Here is a 17,272-nt window from a genome sequence, read left to right as displayed (position 1 = left end):
ATTACTGCTTAATTGCTGTACAGAAGCTGACATCTGAGTGTTGAGTCTCTGGATCGTAGCTGTGGTACAGCTCGAAACAAGGGCGATCATCGTTTTCCATTCCTGAACCAACCACGTTATCCATTAAATCATCCCACGCTCTGGAGTACTGGCTATGTTCGGTAATTTTCTGGCGCATCACGGCGTATTGTCCACCAGGAAAATCTTGCAGCTCGATATTGTTTGGTACTTCAGTATTTTCAGGCACCATTAGGCAGATATCGGTGCGGCACTTGTCATCTGGTGTGACTTCCGGGTTGTCGTGATAGATAAAAATACAGGTGTTGCCAGCTAAACCTTTCATTCCAGCCCACTGATAGAGACGTTGAGTTGCTTGTTCGTAACCTTCACCGTAAGGGCCTGTCACACGAATGTAAGCGAGTTTAGTAGCATCAAATTGTTGTAGTTCCATTGTCTTGCTCCATATTGTTGGTTCAGAGCCAGTATATGGATCGCTGTTTAGCTCTTCGTTTCCATTCTTGCGCAACGTGTGTCCAATCTTGCTGTTTCGTGCCAGCTTAGAAAACTCCTGATAGTTCTCACAGTCTCTGAACGCAGTTGGCGTGACGCCATAGTGCTGTTTAAAGGCCTTTGCCAGACTTTGCGAAGAGGAAAAACCATACTCAAGGGCAATATTGAGCACAGGTTGCTTAGACTTAAACAGATCGTCAGCAGCAGCGGCCAGTCTTAAACGACGAATGTAATCAGCCAGAGTTTCACCCTGAACCGCTTTAAATGTGCGGTGAAAATGGTAAGGAGAGAGGTTCGCCAAGGCGGCGACCTCTGGCAGGTTCAGAGGCTGGTTAAAGTGTCTTTCCAGATAGCGAATTACTGGGATTAGCCGTTTTTTATAATCAACGCGCATTGGTTGGTACATCCTTGCTTTACTTGCTAAAAAGCCTACCCCACAGACAGCTTGTTTCAAAGCTATGATTGTATAAATGTATAGCGAGTCTCGACATTTTGCTTCAGACTTCAGCTTAATTTCGTCATTGATAAGGACAATTATGATCGCTTGGAAGCAGCAGTTAGCAGGGTATGAATGGCTGATTCACCAAATCTGGTACTTAGAGGTGGAACCAGGGGAAGTGATCGAGCCTAAACCGCACCTTATTCCCAATCCTCGCGCTCATCTACTGCTTACTCCACAGCAGCAACCTTACGTGTATGACAGTGGGGAAACTCTACTTTCAGGCAAAGGCAGTCATCTCCTAGCGGCTAGTGAACACTTACTCTTACTCGATGACAATCCACCGATCAAACGTATTGGTATCACCTTTCGTCCCGAGGGGCTGTTTATCCTTCAGCATGCGATTAACGTCGACCAACCGGTGAGCGCAATCAATCAGTGTCAGTGGTTTGACTGGCTGACTCCACTGTTTAACGCGGAATTTCAGCAAGGGCTTTGGCAACAGAATACCAGAGAATCACTGGTCGACTATCTGCAGAGCCATTTTGCGTCCCTGTCTCTATCCCTACCTCAAAGCAAGTCGTTTATCGCAGTGCAGAAAGCGGTTCAGGAGATGGATAAGCAAACTGTAATGACACCTGACGTGATGTTGGATGTTGAAGCGCTTGCCAGCCAATGTGCCTGCTCTAGGCGTACTCTTGAGCGCAGTTTTAAGCAGGTCGTGGGATTAAGCGTCAAGCAATATCAGAAAATGGCACGTTTAGAGCAGATGATTCTGGCGCTTTATCAGCAACAAAGCGCGGTTGACTGGACCCACTTCTCCCAGCAGTTTGGTTTTAGCGACCAATCCCATCTGATAAGAACGCTTAAACAGCTGCTTAGAAAAACGCCGGGTAACTATATGAAAAGACGTGACTTGACCATAGATATCTACGGAGACTTTGAGTAATCGCACCAATCCAGATTGTCGCAAAAGTCCAATTATTCTCTCGACTGCTGCGCTACTATCTCTGGCAGATAACGAGGTAAAACATGTCATATCAAAAACTAAAACAAGGTCAAGCTATTGCGTTTAGCGAGTCACTGAATATTAAGCTGATTCAAGCATCTGATCTGGCCGATATTATCGAGATGCTTAACGATGATAAGGTCAATCCGTACCTGTTCTTTGCTCCAGCCGAAAACAGCCTGTACCAAGGTTTCTTTGGTCCTATCATCGACAACACAGCACAGGCGATTAAAGACGGACTCTGGCCCGATAATCCAACATTTGTTATTCGTGACCACCAGGATAACTACATGGGTATGACAGCGATAACGCAAGTGATGTTTTTAACCGGCAATTACGAAGTGGGTTACCAGCTGCCTGTTTGTGCCTGGGGGCAGGGTATTGCAACCCGAGCATGTCAGATGATGACTGAGCTAGGGTTCACCGAACTGGACGCACATAAGGTAAGTGCAGATTGCTACGCGGAAAATGTCGGCTCTTACAAAACTCTTGAGAAGTGTGGCTTCGTTCAGGAAGGACGCCAGAAAGACTACTATAAGCTTGAACAAGGTTTTGATGACAAGCTCTATTACGGCATTACTGCCGAGCAGTTCAGTGCATTAAACCGCTGATAAAGCAAAAGGCTGTTAAATACCTTAGTCGGGTTTAACGGCCTTTTTGTATCAAGCGCTTAGTTAGCCTGGTTCTGGCTCTGAAGCTTCTCTTTCGCTTCTTCAACTTTTGAGAAGTCCAATCCCAATTCTTCAACCGCTTCTTTGATTAGCGCAGGGTTTTGCATTACCTGAGCCATCAGCATTTGAAGTTTGTCTTGTGGCAGGCCTAGTTGGCTGATCGTTGCCATCGCTGCAAAAGGGTTTTGTGTCAGAGTCTGAAAAATCTCGTTGATTTGTGCGTCGCTGATGTTGCTTTCTTTTAGCAGTGCAATAATCGGATTCATCATGTTTCCTTATTAGTTGGTACTCATTTCGCCAGAGTTTAGCACTGGTTCGGGTACGATTGAACTCCCAGCCAGCAGGATTCCAATGCTACTTTGTCGGGCGATGTTAGTCGCAGATACAAAAAAGCTCGAGTGAAGACTCGAGCTTGAGAGTATTTGCGGTCGATACGCTTATACGTAGTACGCTTCTACTTCACCTTTAAGTTGGATAAGCATAGGGTTACCGTAACGGTCCTTTGCTTTTGGCGAAGCGACTTTAATCCAACCTTCGCTAACGCAGTACTCTTCAACGTCAGTGCGCTCTTTACCTTTGAAACGAATACCGATTTGGTGATCGAAGCACTCTTTGACAAAGAAAGGGCTGCGTGGGTTACCTGATAGGCGATCTGGTAGAGCTGGTTTAGCTGTATCTGTCATGTTTGCGACCTTGAAGTCCGTAAAAAAAGTGCGTTATTGTAGTCAGTGCTTGATTTGGATTCAAGCCTGTCCTTTTTCTAGCAGGCATTTAACGCCGGCAAGGTTTTAGCGTATTGTTAGTTCGCCCGTTGCCCCTAGTTATTGCAACGTTCTGGCGAGATTTTCCATTGATGGTATGTGTAAAAGGTTGCATTATATCAATGGTCATCGGTTGTTAAATATCGTGGATAAGAACGCTACTTCTATTATGGGTTATCACATTATATGAAATTGAATGCTGCCTTGAGACGCAAAGAAATTCTGAAGTTTATTCAGAATACTCAAAAAGGGGATGTCAATTATTTTGCGCAGCAATATGGGGTTTCTGAAGTAACGATTCGCAATGATCTCAATTATCTTGAGAAACAAGGCTGTGTAAAAAGATGTTATGGGGGCGCACTGCTTAACAACCAGTTTGCTTTTGAGCGTCCATTGAATGATAAGAAGCAGCTCAACAGTAGTATCAAAGCTAAGCTCGGTGAATACGCTGCATCTCTTATTGCGGATGGCGATAAGGTCATTCTTGACTCAGGTTCAACGACTGAGCAGATTGCTTACCATCTCGACTCTAAGCATGATCTTGTTGTCATGACCAACGGCATCAATATCGCTTACCACCTTGCCAACAAAACGAATGTCACTGTTATGGTGGCTGGTGGCACGATGCGTAAAAATTCCTACTCAGTTCATGGTGTCGGTGGAGAAGACTTAGTTACTGGCTATAGGTTTAATAAGTTGTTCTTGGGAGTTGATGGGTTTGATAAATCGGCTGGAATTACCACTCCACATCAAGGTGAGGCTGATATTAACCGGAAAATGTTAGAGGCTACTCAAACAGTTATTGCGGTAACGGATTCGTCGAAATTTGACCGTCAAAGCTTTTGCCTGATTGCTCGTCCAGAACAACTTAACATATTAATTACTGATAGCGGTATCCCTCAAAATTATGTGGACCACCTCACAGCATTAGGTGTAGATGTTTATATTGTTGCCTAATCTCGTTCCTTATTATTCCTTCATAAATCTATCTTAGTGCTTATAAAAGTGACTTTTTTAACCAGCCAAACACCGGCTGGTTTTATTTTTATAGCGCTATAAAAATTCATTGATGCTCCAGTTTGTGATCTAAGACAGATTGCATTTCGAAACCTAATGAATTGTACCCAATTAATTGTTTCTTTCAGTTATCAAATAGTGAAAACCAGCTTTCATGGTACTTACGAAGTGCAAATTTTGGTCAAGAGTGAAAGTCTAGTCTTTCACTCTCTCTGAAGTGAAACGTTTTTTGGGTTCAAATCGAAAGGAAACTGACTGTGATCTAGCTTTCACTTTTCCTTAGTCTGTCCTGCTTTAATACCAATCAAAAGGAAATCGAAACATTTCATGCACCAAGTGAAATGTAACGAAAGAGGATTTGGTAAATGACCAGTGCGGAACGAAGACAGCAAATTTTGGCATATATATGCAGCCATGGTTCTGGAAAAGTGGACGAGTTTGTCGAGCAGTACAATGTTTCTGCGGTCACTATTCGTCATGACCTGAATTTGCTCGAGAAAGAGGGCTGTGTATTCCGTTGTTATGGTGGAGCAACACTCAATCCAAACTTTGCATTTGATCAACCTCTTTATCGTAAAGATCAACTTAACCGAACTGCTAAGCAGTCGATCGCTCAAGTAGCTGCTGACCTTATCCATGATGGCGAAGCGGTTATCTTAGATTCAGGGACTACTATAGGCTTAATGCCACAGTACCTCGCAAACAAACAGCAATTGGTTGTTATGACCAATGCACTTAACACTGCTTATCAACTTAGCAAGCTTGAAAACGTCGATCTTCATGTTGTGGGTGGCAGTCTTCGTCGTGCGTCATGTTCATTAACGGGTAATCACGGGGAGCAGCAAATTCGCTCTTACCTATTTGACAAACTTTTTCTCGGTGTAGATGGATTCGATCTGCAAGCCGGTGTAACCACTCCAGACACTCAGGAAGCACAAGTCAATCGAGCTATGTGTGAGGTTGCACGTCAAGTTATTGCTGTTACCGACTCAAGTAAATTTGGCCGTAAAAGTTTTTGCATGATCCGTGCTGCTCACCAAATCGATGTGTTGGTCACTGACAGCAATATTCCCCATGCAACGCATCGCGCTCTTCTCGAAATGGGTGTTGACGTGATTATTGCCGACCAAACCGTTAACTAGGAATCAAAATGAAAGCGTTACTTTCTCTAATTGAACAGCATAAGCAAGGCCGAGCAACGGGTATTTACTCTGTTTGTTCCGCGCATCCGCTCGTTCTTGAAGCTGCGATTAAACAAGCGGCACAAGATCAGCAACTGGTGTTAATAGAAGCGACATCAAATCAGGTCAATCAGTTTGGTGGCTACACAGGGATGACACCGCAGGATTATTCGAACCATGTCGCTGCTTTAGCAGAACGTCTCAATTTCCCTGCGGAAAAAGTGGTGTTGGGTGGCGATCACCTTGGCCCAAACTGCTGGCAAAACCTGTCTGCAAGTCAGGCTATGGAATATTCAGCTCAGATGATCCATGACTACGTTTGTGCAGGGTTTAAGAAAATTCACCTCGATTGTTCAATGCCATGCGCGGATGACCAAACTCCGCTAAGTGAAGAGATCATGGCACAGCGGGCCGCACAGCTATGTGTGGTTGCGGAGCAGGCTTGGAGAAGTGTTGGTGGTGAAGCACCCGTATATGTCATCGGTACAGAAGTACCGACTCCGGGTGGTGCTCTTGAATCGTTGCAGGATGAGTGTATTGAAGTAACTCAACCCGAGCAGGCGTTGGCAACATTGGATGCCCATCATCAGGCATTTAGCGATGCTGGACTGGGTTATGTTTGGCCACGAGTGATTGCTTTGGTTGTTCAGCCAGGTGTTGAGTTTGACCACCATATGGTGCACCACTATCAGAGTGACGAAGCGCAGTTGCTGAGTAAGATTATAGACAGTCAGCCCCACATCGTGTTTGAAGCTCACTCTACCGATTATCAAAACCCGCCGGCATACCATCAATTGGTGCGTGACCATTTTGCTATTTTAAAGGTCGGCCCTGCTTTGACCTTTGCCCTACGCGAGGCGCTCTATGGCCTTGAACGAGCAGAAAAAGAGTGGCTTGGAATCCATCACTCTTCGCACTTACGTGACACCATCGAACAGGTGATGCACGAACAACCAGATTACTGGCGTTCACATTATTCAAGTAGAGGGCACCAACAGTACCTTGATTGCAGTTATAGCTTGAGTGATCGCATTCGTTACTACTGGACTCATCCAGAGGTTCAAGCAGCGCAAAAGGCTTTGTTTGACAATCTGATGGACCGTCCGCTGCCAGTAACAATCCTTAGCCAATATCTGCCAAATCAGGCCAAGGCTATTTCTCAAAATCAAATTCAAAATCAGCCAGCAGAGATTGTTATGCACAAGATTATGGAAGTGACGCAAGTCTATTCCGAAGCCTGTTATGCAAACATCGTGGCTAGCAAGGAGACTATCAAATGAGTTCATTTCTAGGCTATGAAGTTCCGTGGTTAGAGCAGCACAATGGTGTTCATACAGCTCAGGAAATTAGCCATCAACCTCGTTTATGGCGTGCGCTGTCTGCGATATTAGACAAGCAGTATCAAGCAGTGAGTATATTTCTTAATCCCCTGCTGCAACGTTCGGATTTGCGCATCATTTTGACTGGAGCAGGAACTTCTGCCTTTGTTGGGGATGCCGCAGCACCATTTATTCAGCAAGGACTTGGCTTCCAAGTGGAATCGATTCCGACCACCGATTTGGTTTCAAATCCCCAGCAGTATCTTGATTCAACACGTCCGACTTTGCTGGTTTCTTATGCTCGCTCTGGCAATAGCCCTGAAAGTGTTGCTGCTGTGGCTCTGGTTGATCAGTTGGTTACTGACTGCCACCACCTATTTATAACGTGTAATGGTGAAGGTGAACTCTCTCGTTATGCCCAAACAGCTGACAATGCTTATTGCATGCTGATGCCTGAAGGATCAAACGATAAAAGCTTCGCCATGACTTCTAGTTTTACGTGCATGCTTATGGCTACGCTAACGCTACTAGGTGGTCAGTCTCCAAGTGAGTGGAATGAACAAATTGAAGCGACAGCCACTTTGTGTGAGCACAAACTTCAACAGTGGCAACCAGCCATAAAAGCGCTTGCTGCTCTTCCTTATGATCGTTTGATTGTATTGGGCAGTGGTGGTTTTGCTGGATTGGCCCGAGAAGCGTCACTCAAATCTCTCGAGCTTAGTGCGGGTAAAGTGATGACGACATTCGATTCCTCGCTCGGTTTTCGCCATGGTCCTAAATTTACGATTAACGACAAAGCGATCGTTATCCAATTGCTTTCCAGTCAACCATATACACGTCAGTACGATATGGATCTGTTCAATGAGATCCGTCGCGATAAACAGGCGCTTGGTCACGTTGCAATCTCGGAAATTGCTCTTAACGAAGAAGATGTCTTTGAGCTTGGAAGACTAGGTTTGGGTGATCAGTGGCTTTGTTTCCCATTTATTCTCTTCTGCCAAATGTTGGCATGTGAAAAGTCACTCCAGCTTGGCTTAGGACCAGATAATCCTTGTCCAACTGGTGAAGTAAACCGTGTGGTGCAAGGCGTCACGATCTACCCATTTAATCTGTAAAGATTTCTATAAGGACATTAGACCATGCCAAATATCGTATTAAGTCGCATTGATGAGCGCCTTGTTCACGGCCAAGTCGGAGTGCAGTGGGTAGGCTTTGCTGATGCCAACATCATTGTTGTTGTGAATGATGAGGTGGCGCAAGACAGTATTCAACAAAACCTGATGGAAATGGTGCTAGCTGATGGGATTGCCATCCGCTTCTGGTCAGTACAAAAGGCCATCGACACCATCCATAAAGCAGCAGATCGTCAACGAATTCTACTGGTTTGTCGTACACCAAAAGACTTTCGTCAATTGGTCGAAGGCGGCGTACCAATCAGCAATATCAACGTAGGTAACATGCACTATGTTGATGGCAAAAAGCAAATTGCAAAAACGGTTTCAGTGGATTCTGAAGACGTTGCGGAATTTGAACAATTAAAAGCGTTGGGTGTGGTTTGTACCATTCAAGGTGTGCCCACTGAAAGCGCAACTGACCTCTTTACTCTTATCTAACAATAAGGACAACAACCATGGAAATAGGACTCTTACAGGCGTTGATGCTGGGCATCTTAGCCTTCTTTGCTGGCCTAGATTTATTTAACGGCCTTACTCACTTCCACCGTCCGGTAGTACTCGGTCCGCTTGTCGGCCTTATTTTGGGCGACTTGCAAACCGGTATTTTAGTCGGTGGTACGCTAGAACTGATCTGGATGGGGCTCGCTCCTCTGGCCGGTGCTCAGCCACCAAATGTGATTATCGGTACTATCGTTGGTACAGCTTTCGCTATCACCACTAAAGTTGAGCCCAATGTCGCGGTTGGTGTCGCAGTACCTTTTGCTGTTGCCGTACAGATGGGCATCACGCTACTTTTCTCTGCTATGTCAGCGGTTATGTCTAAGTGTGATGAGTACGCTCAGAATGCTGACACTAATAGTATTGAACGCATTAATTACATGGCACTTGCAGTTCTGGGTACCTTCTACTTCTTATGTGCTTTCTTACCCGTGTACCTTGGCGCTGAACACGCAGGAAAAATCGTCGAAGTCCTACCAAAAGATCTCATTGATGGTCTAGGCATCGCGGGGGGCATTATGCCAGCAATTGGCTTTGCAGTTCTGATGAAAATCATGATGAAAAATGCCTATATCCCTTATTTCATCCTAGGGTTTGTTGCCGCTGCGTGGATTGAACTCCCAATTCTCGCTATTGCTGCTGCGGCAACTGCAATGGCTATTATCGACTTTATGCGCAAAACCGAACCAACCCCCGCAACCGTACCAGCTGAGGACTTTGAAGATGGAATCTAATGTAAGTAACGAACTCGACTTCCGTGGTCAAAACGCTGAAGTGCAACCTGCACCAGGAGTGGCACAGGATGAGTATGAAAATAAAGAAATAGGTGCAGAGCTAACGAAGGCAGACATCAACCGTATGGCCTGGCGTTCACTACTGCTCCAAGCGTCCTTTAACTACGAACGTATGCAGGCATCTGGTTGGCTATATGGCCTTCTGCCAGCACTGAAGAAGATCCACACCAACAAAGCTGACCTTTCTAAAGCGATGCAAGGTCATATGGGTTTTTTCAATACTCACCCATTTTTGGTGACGTTTGTTATGGGGATCGTTCTGGCAATGGAACGCTCAAAACAAAACATCAACAGTATCCAAAGCACCAAGATTGCAGTTGGTGCGCCAATGGGAGGCATTGGTGATGCGATGTTCTGGCTAACTCTATTGCCAATTTGTGGCGGTATCGGTGCTGACCTTGCATTACAGGGCTCTATTATGGGCGCCGTGTTCTTTATTGTTCTGTTTAACGTGGTGCACTTTGGTCTTCGTTTTGGTCTAGCACATTATGCGTACCGAATGGGAGTTGCGGCCATCCCTGTCATTAAAGCAAATACCAAAAAGGTAGGGCATGCCGCATCAATGGTCGGGATGACAGTTATCGGTGCTTTAGTTGCTACTTATGTTCGTTTGTCTACAACCGCAGAAATCACAGCGGGTGATGCCGTGGTTAAGTTGCAGGGTGATGTCATCGACAAACTGATGCCTGCATTCTTACCTCTGGTTTACACCTTGACTATGTACGCATTGGTTAAACGCGGCTGGAGTCCACTGAAACTGATTGGCTTGACTGTGTTACTCGGAGTTGCAGGGCGCTTTATGGGCTTCTTGTAAGGCATTTCTAACACAAGATAAAACGGGGCTGAGTGTTCAGCCCCATTAAGGGACGTAAAAATGATTGCAGTAATTTTATCTGGTCACGGTGGTTTCGCTTCGGGGTTAGCAAAAGCGGTATTTCAAGTTATTGGAGATCAATCTCAGTTCAAGTTCATCGACTTCCCAGAAGAAGCTACTACACCACAACTTGAACAAGCAATGCGTGAGGCGATTGAAGAGATTGATTCTGGTGAAGGGATTGTTTTTCTGACGGATTTATTGGGAGGTACGCCATTTCGTACAGCATCACTTCTAAGTCAAGAGCGAGATGATATTGAAGTTGTCACCGGCACTAATATGCAGATGGCGGCGGAAATGCTGCTTGAACGTGATGAGCTAAGTCTGGTTGAGTTTCGCCAGCAAGCAGTTGAGTGTGGATATCGTGGAATAACTTCATTGGCGGCGGAAATGGAACTAAAAGCGTCAATAGCGGATACGGTAGAAGAAGATGGCATCTGAAAGAGACGCGAATATACCGAAGAGCTATCGTGTTCAACGCATATTACATGGTGACCGCTGGCTCAACGATGCCTTAATTACCGTTAATGTTGACGGAGTTATTGACGCTATCGAACCATTTGAACCTCAGCAGCATGTAGATCTTATAGATTTGGGGGAAGTGAGTTTACTCCCAGGCATGATTGATAGTCATGTTCACGGTGCACAGGGCTGCGATGTTATGGATGCTAGCCATGAAAGTCTCAATACTATGTCGCGTTACTTTGCAAGTCTTGGCGTGACAGCCTTCGTTGCAACGACCGTGACGGCGCCAGTGGCAAAAATTCGATGTGCGCTTAAACAAGTGGCTAAAAGTAAGCAGCAGGGCGTTGATGGTGCTGAAATCCTTGGGGCGTATTTAGAAGGTCCATACTTCACCGAGAAAAATCGTGGTGCACACCCTACAGCATGGTTTAGAGACTTATCAGTAGAAGAGCTTGATGACTGGATTTCTTACAGTGATAACCAGTTACTCAAGGTAGCGCTGGCTCCGGAAAAAAGCGGCGCTTTGAAGGCTATCCGTTATCTAAATGAACAAGGTGTACAAGTGATGCTTGGGCACACTGATGCCAGCTACGATCAAGTTCAGCAAGCTCTAGACGCTGGTGCAAGTGGCATCGTCCATTGCTATAACGGTATGCGCGGATTACATCACCGAGATCCTGGTGTTGTTGGCGCAGGTCTTCTTCACCCCAACAGCTACGTAGAGATGATAGCGGACGGACATCATGTTCACCCTGCGGCAATTGATATTGCTCACCACTGTTGTAGTAGTCGTATGATGCTGATTACCGATGCAATGAGTGCCACTGGTATGCCAAATGGTCGCTATACCTTGGGCGAGTATACCGTTGAGATGAACGATGGTGTGGTGACGGTTGATACAGGTAGTTTAGCCGGCAGTACGCTGACTCTTGTGCAAGCAGTAAAAAATATCCAGCAGTGGTTAAGTCTGCCATTAGAACAAGCGTGGCTGATGGCCTCGTTAACACCCGCTAAGTCGTTAGGCTTAGAGCATTTATTTGGCAGCTTAGAAGTGGGTAAACGCGCTTCTATGGTGGCAATTCAATCAGATTTCTCAATTATAAAAACTTGGGTTAACGGACGCATTGTATTCGAAACGGACTCCGTACCAAGTCAGGAGGCTTTATGTATCTAATCTCTTCTCGTGAAATGTTAAAACGTGCCCAACTCGGTGGCTATGCCGTTCCTGCATTCAATATTCATAACTTAGAAACGGTACAGGTCATCGTTGAGACTGCATCAGAGATGGGTTCTCCTGTGATTCTAGCCGGCACGCCTGGCACCTATGATTACGCGGGGACTGACTATTTAATTAGTATCTGTAAAGAAGCCGCACACAAGCACTCGATCCCACTCGTTCTACATCTCGATCACCATGAAGAGCTACAGGACATCCGCACTAAAGTAGATCACGGAATTCGTTCTGTGATGATTGATGGTTCTCATCATGCGTTTGACCAAAACATAGAAATCGTCCGTTCGGTTGTCGAATACTGCAATCGATTTGACGCTAGTGTTGAGGCTGAACTTGGCCGCTTGGGTGGTCAAGAAGATGACCTGATTGTCGATTGCTCTGATGCGCTAATGACCGATCCTGCATCAGCAGCAGAGTTTGTTCGTCGTACAGGAATTGATTCGTTAGCAGTGGCAATTGGGACCGCCCACGGCTTGTACAAAGCAGAACCAAAGCTTGATTTTGACCGTCTGGATAAGATCCGAACCGTGGTTGACATTCCGCTTGTTTTACACGGTGCTTCAGGTGTACCTGATGAGATGGTTCGTCGCTGTATTGATTTAGGTGTGTGCAAAGTCAACGTGGCGACTGAACTGAAAATCGCCTTCTCAAATGCCGTTAAGCAGCATTTTGCTGAACATCCGGATGCGAATGATCCGCGCAAATATATCACTCCAGGTAAAGCTGCGATGAAACAAGTGGTGATGGATAAGATTCATATGTGTGGTAGTGAAGGTAAGCTTTAGCTTTCATCTATTTTGGTAAACTCCCCCCCTATAGTGTGTTTACCTGGGTGCTAGGCTTTCTAGCACCCTTTTATCATTTAGTCTTATTCGACACCTACCAATATAGAGAATCGTGCGATTTCCTATTGCATTCCTTTTAAATATTGAGCGTTCGAGGTTGGATGAATCGCTGCGGTCAGCGCAGAGATCTGTGGTTCGCTTATATCGTCTAATAGTTTGAGAAATTTTCCGACCAAATTGAGCTTACTTGTCGCCACCCTAGTTTCAGTCTCAATATCTCGAAGATCGATCAGTACATCTGTGAAAAGATGTGGTAAGTCTGTCAGCACCTGAAGATTGAGTACATTGTGCTCGCTGTAAATCGAATTGTGGCTACCTCTGTGCTTCTGTACCACATAAGGGTTGTCTTTGAGGTTGATGATGGATGTGCGTTTTTCACAGCGCTTGAGGCAACCTTTGTTGACCTTTATCTTGCGGCATCCTTCCGTCTGCTGGAATAGACACTGGCGGCTGGTCAGTAGCGTATTCGGATGATAGATGCTGTAGAAGCTGCGCATACTTTGCGGACGTTTGATATGACGCATCTGCTTCATATTTAACTCATTAGAGATAAACGCCCCGCAGGCTGCGAACTCTTGTTGCAAGCACTTGAATGAGTAGGAGTTGACGGTGTTCATCTGTGGCCCTGCAACCCAAGGCAATTCTAGGGTTTTGGCAAGCATACCGACGCCGGAGTTATTGGTGATCAACAGTTGCGGCTTGATGGCTTGCAAAAATGCTCCTGCTGCTTGGTAATCATCACCGATTAAAATCGCTGGAAACCAAGGTTTGAGGTTCGGATTGGCTTGAAAAAGGGCCACCATAGCCTCCAGTTCATCGGCTAGTCCCATCGGCATTTGGTAGTACACGTCAATATCTGGGTTGTCACACAGTGCGACTTCTTCGTTCGAAGAGATGAGAACAGATAGCCTTGGCGATGCTGCCAGTGCTTCAGCCTGAACCAAGGGTGGTAAGACGGGAACATCTACCGCTCCTTTTAGGCTACTGCCAGTATTGTCAGTTTGTTCGATGTTGAAGCTCTCAGTGGCGGCTGCGACTTTTTCTATGATGGCTGTTTTATCATCGTACAGTGTTTTCTTAACCTGCTGTACTTCTTCTACGGTCTTACATTGATAAATTTTAGAGAAATGTTTTACAGCGTGATCGCGTGGATTATCGATATACATCGATTTACCGAAATCTCCTTGCAAGAAAGCATTGGAAAAGTCTCGGTTGAACACGGTGTAAAGCTCTCTCGTGTCACTTGAAAGCTCCACACCATCACACAGGCGATCGATTTGCTGACGCCAGTTGTCGACGACCGTATAAACATAATGGGATTTTTTGATCCGTCCTTCGACTTTAAGCGAATACACACCGGCTGCTGCTAAGGCTTCAAGATCGCCAAAGGCCGAGTTGTCTTTCATGTTGAGCGGGTAGTGATGCCCTGTGTTAGTTGGCTGATATTGTTCTCGGCATGGTTGGCTACAGCGGCCACGGTTACCCGATGCTCCGTTACGTGCAGAACTGATGTAGCAAATACCAGAAAACCCGATGCAATAGGAACCGTGGACAAACACTTCCATCATCACGTTATGCTGACGGCCAAACTGAGCCAAGTGACTGATCTCATTGATATTGAGTTCGCGTGAAAGATTGACGCGACTTGCCGTTAGTTGGTTGAGAAATAGGATCTGTCCTTCGTTATGGGTATTCAATTGGGTCGAGGCATGAACATCCAGATCAGGAAAATGATGTTTTAAGATGTAGCCAAGGCCAAGATCCTGAACAATGACGCCATCAATGCTGGTGGTGTTGAGTTGGCTGAGCAAGCGCACGATTGCTGGAATTTCGCTCTCAAGAATTAATACGTTGAGCGTCAGGAAGATTTTGCAGTTGTGCTGATGTGCGAGGCGAAGCACTCCGTTTAAGTTGGCCAATGTTAGATTGGTCGCTCGGTTGCGAGCGTTGAATCGATCAAGCCCACAGTATATCGCATCCGCTCCAGCGGCAATCGCAGCTTTAATAGAGTCAATATCTCCCCCTGGGGCCAACAACTCAAATTGATCGCGTGTCACTACTCGCCTCTTAGATAAAATCGAAAATGAGCACGCATTCTACGGGTTTCAGACTCCTGCTGCGGTACTAGTTAACCTTTTATTAATCTGGGTCAAAAACAAATGGTGGCTTTCGCGAGTTTTGAGGATGAATGAATCTATAGAGACCGAGTTGCGTGAGTGAGACCTCTTTTCTGTTGCAATTTATTAGAATTGCTTTAGTGTTATACCTATGTATATCACTAAAGCGTAAATGATAAGGCAGAATTCATGACTGAGTGGAACGAAACACAGCCTATCTTTCGTCAGCTATCCGATCGAATTACCGAGCAGATTTTGCAGGGAGTTTGGTTGGAAGGGCAGGCTTTGCCATCAGTGCGGGCTGTGGCGAGTGATCTTAAGATCAACCACATAACCGTGATGAAAGGCTATCAATTACTCGTGGATGAAGGCCTAGTTGAGAAAAAGCGTGGTCAAGGGATGTTTGTTGCGGTGGGTGCAATAGCACGTCTAAAAGCAGTTCAGAAACATGATTTTATTGAACAACAAATTCCTTCAATCGCAGCAAAACTAACACAGCTAGATATTCCACTGAATGAATTTATTGAACGGTTAACGGTGCACGTTGAGGGTAAACAATGAGTGTATTAATTAGTGCTCGACAGGTAAGCAAAGAATACTCAGGTCGTGTGAAAGGACAAAACGAAGCCATAAAAAATATTAGCTTTGAGTTGAAACCTGGTCAGGTCTTAGGCCTGCTTGGTCATAATGGTGCCGGCAAGTCCACTTTGATCAAAAGTTTACTTGGTGCACATCAATATCGTGGTGATATCGAGGTTCTTGGATTTGAACCGTTGGCGCAGCGTGCCAATGTGATGCAGCATTTATCCTATATATCAGATGTTAATGTGTTGCCTGAGTGGATGACGGTGGAACAACTGCTTCGTTATACCGCCGGTGTTCATCCGAGTTTTGATTTAGCCAAAGCTCAGCAAGTGATCGCTAAGACGGATATTAGACCAAATAGCAAAATCAAAGCGTTGTCGAAAGGGATGAAAGTCCAGTTGCATCTGGCGATCGTCATTTCGACGGACACCAAAGTGTTGATTTTGGATGAACCAACTCTCGGTTTGGATCTTGTTTATCGCGATACTTTTTACCGCCACTTGCTAGAGTGGTTCCATGATGGCGAGCGCGCGCTGATTATTGCCAGTCATGAAGTGTCTGAAATTGAACACCTTCTTACAGATGTGTTGATTCTAAAGCGTGGTGAAGTGGTGTTGCAGGCGTCGATGGAAGATGTTGCCCAAGGATTCGTAGTTGTTGAAACGAATCACGACCAGAATGAACAAATCGAGTCGTTGAATCCGCTTTCAAGCGAACGAGGTTTAGGCTCTACACGTTGGCTACTGCGTTCAGAACAAGCTGAGCGCTTGCAAGATGTTGACCGGATTTACAATGTAAAACTGGCCGATCTATTTTTAGCGTTGCAAAAGGAGGCGGTGTAATGAACGCGAATGTTTATATGCTAGAAAAAGAGTGGTTGGAGCATAAGGTCATTACCCGTATCCCTGTTGCTTTGCTGATCTGTGGCGTGGTGCTGCTGTTGAGTTTATTGATGAACTCAACTATCCAGAGCAATGTTACCTATGAATTGACCTATCAGAATGATGGTTTTGAGTCGGGTTTCGAACTTGGGAAACAGCTCAGTCACTTAGTTTTGGTTGTTAGTGGATTGCTCTCAATACTGCTTACCTGTCTCTATTTTCCTAAAACGCTGCGTAAGGAGCGTCAGGAGGGCAGTGTGATGTTCTGGCGCAGTATGCCGGTCACCGATTTAAACATGCACGCAGTGAAGTTGGCGTTCGGCCTGCTGGTGGTTCCTGTCATTTGCTCAATGTTGGTTATTGCAGCGGACTTTTTGATGTGGATTATCAACCTAGTGATGTCTGAGCAATTCCCTCTGTTCTTTACTGGTGAATCGTTGTTTTACGTTGGAAGTCATTGGCTAGAGTTTATTGGCCGTATGTGGCTGGTTGGCTTAGCGCTGTTGCCTTTTGCCACCATAGCGATGGCAATTTCGCAAAAGGTCAATTCACCGCTGTTGATTATGCTGATCGCTCTGTATGTGATTAAGCTGTTGGCGAGCAACTTGTTTGCCACGGATCTTGTCAGCCAATTTATTGATGCCATCACAAACTTGCCGCTAGATGTGTTGGTTGAATCTAACCCTATGATCGCATTTGCTAACGCTGGCACACTGAACTTAGCGGTGTTCTTTAGCCTAGGCATGTTAGGATTGCTGGCGAGTTTGAGGCTCAGTCGAACCATCGATTAATAGGGATTGAAAGTAAAAAGGTAGCTGAAAGGCTAATGCCGATCAGTTAAGAGATAAATGATCGGTTGAACGATCCTGCAGATGGCTTATAAAGGCTCTAAGTTTC

At 45.5% G+C, this 17,272-nt stretch carries 19 protein-coding genes; 15 read left to right on the top strand and 4 right to left on the bottom strand.

Annotated features, from left to right (window positions below):
* Window position 1 precedes the first annotated feature (1 nt).
* Window positions 2-904, bottom strand: a complete 903-nt coding sequence (locus tag ACQEXR_RS13410) for an AraC family transcriptional regulator (protein WP_427020521.1) — start codon at window positions 902-904, stop codon at window positions 2-4.
* A gap of 142 nt (window positions 905-1,046) precedes the next feature.
* On the opposite strand from ACQEXR_RS13410, the gene ACQEXR_RS13405 reads away from it, so the two are divergent.
* Together ACQEXR_RS13405 and ACQEXR_RS13400 are read left to right on the top strand one after the other, a co-directional pair.
* The gene (locus ACQEXR_RS13405) at window positions 1,047-1,898 is read left to right on the top strand and encodes a helix-turn-helix domain-containing protein (RefSeq protein WP_427020520.1); all 852 of its coding nucleotides are present in this window, start codon (window positions 1,047-1,049) and stop codon (window positions 1,896-1,898) included.
* Between the two features lie 83 nt (window positions 1,899-1,981).
* Window positions 1,982-2,569, top strand: a complete 588-nt coding sequence (locus ACQEXR_RS13400) for a GNAT family N-acetyltransferase (RefSeq protein ID WP_427020519.1) — start codon at window positions 1,982-1,984, stop codon at window positions 2,567-2,569.
* Window positions 2,570-2,628: 59 nt separating this feature from the next.
* Here ACQEXR_RS13400 and ACQEXR_RS13395 read toward each other — a convergent pair whose 3' ends face one another.
* Both ACQEXR_RS13395 and ACQEXR_RS13390 read right to left on the bottom strand, forming a co-directional pair.
* A complete protein-coding gene (locus tag ACQEXR_RS13395; protein WP_138971295.1) occupies window positions 2,629-2,895 on the bottom strand; it encodes a DUF2999 family protein in 267 nt (88 codons plus the stop codon).
* Between the two features lie 171 nt (window positions 2,896-3,066).
* A complete protein-coding gene (locus ACQEXR_RS13390; protein ID WP_006880246.1) occupies window positions 3,067-3,312 on the bottom strand; it encodes a DUF3297 family protein in 246 nt (81 codons plus the stop codon).
* Between the two features lie 264 nt (window positions 3,313-3,576).
* Between ACQEXR_RS13390 and agaR (ACQEXR_RS13385) the strand changes: the two genes are divergently transcribed.
* The 10 genes from agaR (ACQEXR_RS13385) to ACQEXR_RS13340 all read left to right on the top strand — a co-directional run bounded on the left by agaR (ACQEXR_RS13385) (window position 3,577) and on the right by ACQEXR_RS13340 (window position 12,732).
* Window positions 3,577-4,347 (top strand): transcriptional repressor AgaR, encoded by a 771-nt coding sequence (gene agaR / locus ACQEXR_RS13385; RefSeq protein ID WP_427020518.1) that lies wholly within the window; start codon window positions 3,577-3,579, stop codon window positions 4,345-4,347.
* A 425-nt stretch (window positions 4,348-4,772) separates the two neighbouring features.
* Window positions 4,773-5,549, top strand: coding sequence for a transcriptional repressor AgaR (gene agaR, locus ACQEXR_RS13380; protein ID WP_427020517.1), 777 nt, complete (start codon window positions 4,773-4,775; stop codon window positions 5,547-5,549).
* 8 nt (window positions 5,550-5,557) lie between these two features.
* Window positions 5,558-6,868, top strand: a complete 1,311-nt coding sequence (locus ACQEXR_RS13375) for a D-tagatose-bisphosphate aldolase, class II, non-catalytic subunit (protein ID WP_427020516.1) — start codon at window positions 5,558-5,560, stop codon at window positions 6,866-6,868.
* A complete protein-coding gene (locus ACQEXR_RS13370) occupies window positions 6,865-8,022 on the top strand; it encodes an SIS domain-containing protein (RefSeq protein ID WP_427020515.1) in 1,158 nt (385 codons plus the stop codon). The genes ACQEXR_RS13375 and ACQEXR_RS13370 overlap by 4 nt, the downstream gene beginning before the upstream one ends.
* 24 nt (window positions 8,023-8,046) lie before the next feature.
* Window positions 8,047-8,520, top strand: coding sequence for a PTS N-acetylgalactosamine transporter subunit IIB (gene agaV / locus ACQEXR_RS13365; protein WP_426951789.1), 474 nt, complete (start codon window positions 8,047-8,049; stop codon window positions 8,518-8,520).
* A gap of 17 nt (window positions 8,521-8,537) precedes the next feature.
* Window positions 8,538-9,314: a PTS N-acetylgalactosamine transporter subunit IIC gene (agaW, locus tag ACQEXR_RS13360; RefSeq protein WP_427020514.1), complete on the top strand. Its 777-nt coding sequence runs from the start codon at window positions 8,538-8,540 to the stop codon at window positions 9,312-9,314.
* On the top strand, window positions 9,304-10,188 hold the full coding sequence (agaE, locus tag ACQEXR_RS13355) for a PTS N-acetylgalactosamine transporter subunit IID (RefSeq protein ID WP_269375351.1): 885 nt from the start codon (window positions 9,304-9,306) through the stop codon (window positions 10,186-10,188). Before agaW ends, agaE begins: the two co-directional genes overlap by 11 nt.
* Window positions 10,189-10,248: 60 nt before the next feature.
* Entirely contained in the window at window positions 10,249-10,689 is a 441-nt protein-coding gene (gene agaF / locus ACQEXR_RS13350) for a PTS galactosamine/N-acetylgalactosamine transporter subunit IIA (RefSeq protein WP_426951786.1), read from the top strand.
* Window positions 10,679-11,887, top strand: a complete 1,209-nt coding sequence (gene nagA / locus ACQEXR_RS13345) for an N-acetylglucosamine-6-phosphate deacetylase (RefSeq protein WP_426951784.1) — start codon at window positions 10,679-10,681, stop codon at window positions 11,885-11,887. Before agaF ends, nagA begins: the two co-directional genes overlap by 11 nt.
* Window positions 11,878-12,732 carry a tagatose bisphosphate family class II aldolase gene (locus ACQEXR_RS13340; protein ID WP_427020513.1) on the top strand — a complete coding sequence of 285 codons (855 nt, stop codon included), beginning with the start codon at window positions 11,878-11,880 and terminating at the stop codon, window positions 12,730-12,732. Before nagA ends, ACQEXR_RS13340 begins: the two co-directional genes overlap by 10 nt.
* 122 nt (window positions 12,733-12,854) lie before the next feature.
* On the opposite strand, the gene ACQEXR_RS13335 is transcribed toward ACQEXR_RS13340, so the two are convergent.
* Window positions 12,855-14,849 (bottom strand): U32 family peptidase, encoded by a 1,995-nt coding sequence (locus ACQEXR_RS13335; RefSeq protein ID WP_427020512.1) that lies wholly within the window; start codon window positions 14,847-14,849, stop codon window positions 12,855-12,857.
* 249 nt (window positions 14,850-15,098) lie between these two features.
* On the opposite strand from ACQEXR_RS13335, the gene ACQEXR_RS13330 reads away from it, so the two are divergent.
* The 3 genes from ACQEXR_RS13330 to ACQEXR_RS13320 are packed head-to-tail and all read left to right on the top strand — an operon-like array spanning window position 15,099 to window position 17,166.
* The gene (locus ACQEXR_RS13330; protein WP_138971274.1) at window positions 15,099-15,470 is read left to right on the top strand and encodes a GntR family transcriptional regulator; all 372 of its coding nucleotides are present in this window, start codon (window positions 15,099-15,101) and stop codon (window positions 15,468-15,470) included.
* Entirely contained in the window at window positions 15,467-16,336 is an 870-nt protein-coding gene (locus tag ACQEXR_RS13325; RefSeq protein ID WP_427020511.1) for an ABC transporter ATP-binding protein, read from the top strand. Before ACQEXR_RS13330 ends, ACQEXR_RS13325 begins: the two co-directional genes overlap by 4 nt.
* Window positions 16,336-17,166: a hypothetical protein gene (locus tag ACQEXR_RS13320; protein WP_138971272.1), complete on the top strand. Its 831-nt coding sequence runs from the start codon at window positions 16,336-16,338 to the stop codon at window positions 17,164-17,166. Before ACQEXR_RS13325 ends, ACQEXR_RS13320 begins: the two co-directional genes overlap by 1 nt.
* Window positions 17,167-17,272: the final 106 nt, after the last annotated feature.

Source organism: Vibrio sp. TRT 2004 (assembly GCF_050113735.1).
In the GTDB taxonomy this organism is placed as follows: domain Bacteria; phylum Pseudomonadota; class Gammaproteobacteria; order Enterobacterales; family Vibrionaceae; genus Vibrio.
Note: the sequence above shows the minus strand (reverse complement) of the source record. Positions and strands in the feature narration are given on the sequence as shown.

Coding starts and splice junctions, on each gene's coding strand:
- ACQEXR_RS13410 (WP_427020521.1), bottom strand. CDS start 904: ATGCGCGTTGATTATAAAAAACGGCTAATCCCAGTAATTCGCTATCTG.
- ACQEXR_RS13405 (WP_427020520.1), top strand. CDS start 1,047: ATGATCGCTTGGAAGCAGCAGTTAGCAGGGTATGAATGGCTGATTCAC.
- ACQEXR_RS13400 (WP_427020519.1), top strand. CDS start 1,982: ATGTCATATCAAAAACTAAAACAAGGTCAAGCTATTGCGTTTAGCGAG.
- ACQEXR_RS13395 (WP_138971295.1), bottom strand. CDS start 2,895: ATGAATCCGATTATTGCACTGCTAAAAGAAAGCAACATCAGCGACGCA.
- ACQEXR_RS13390 (WP_006880246.1), bottom strand. CDS start 3,312: ATGACAGATACAGCTAAACCAGCTCTACCAGATCGCCTATCAGGTAAC.
- agaR (WP_427020518.1), top strand. CDS start 3,577: ATGAAATTGAATGCTGCCTTGAGACGCAAAGAAATTCTGAAGTTTATT.
- agaR (WP_427020517.1), top strand. CDS start 4,773: ATGACCAGTGCGGAACGAAGACAGCAAATTTTGGCATATATATGCAGC.
- ACQEXR_RS13375 (WP_427020516.1), top strand. CDS start 5,558: ATGAAAGCGTTACTTTCTCTAATTGAACAGCATAAGCAAGGCCGAGCA.
- ACQEXR_RS13370 (WP_427020515.1), top strand. CDS start 6,865: ATGAGTTCATTTCTAGGCTATGAAGTTCCGTGGTTAGAGCAGCACAAT.
- agaV (WP_426951789.1), top strand. CDS start 8,047: ATGCCAAATATCGTATTAAGTCGCATTGATGAGCGCCTTGTTCACGGC.
- agaW (WP_427020514.1), top strand. CDS start 8,538: ATGGAAATAGGACTCTTACAGGCGTTGATGCTGGGCATCTTAGCCTTC.
- agaE (WP_269375351.1), top strand. CDS start 9,304: ATGGAATCTAATGTAAGTAACGAACTCGACTTCCGTGGTCAAAACGCT.
- agaF (WP_426951786.1), top strand. CDS start 10,249: ATGATTGCAGTAATTTTATCTGGTCACGGTGGTTTCGCTTCGGGGTTA.
- nagA (WP_426951784.1), top strand. CDS start 10,679: ATGGCATCTGAAAGAGACGCGAATATACCGAAGAGCTATCGTGTTCAA.
- ACQEXR_RS13340 (WP_427020513.1), top strand. CDS start 11,878: ATGTATCTAATCTCTTCTCGTGAAATGTTAAAACGTGCCCAACTCGGT.
- ACQEXR_RS13330 (WP_138971274.1), top strand. CDS start 15,099: ATGACTGAGTGGAACGAAACACAGCCTATCTTTCGTCAGCTATCCGAT.
- ACQEXR_RS13325 (WP_427020511.1), top strand. CDS start 15,467: ATGAGTGTATTAATTAGTGCTCGACAGGTAAGCAAAGAATACTCAGGT.
- ACQEXR_RS13320 (WP_138971272.1), top strand. CDS start 16,336: ATGAACGCGAATGTTTATATGCTAGAAAAAGAGTGGTTGGAGCATAAG.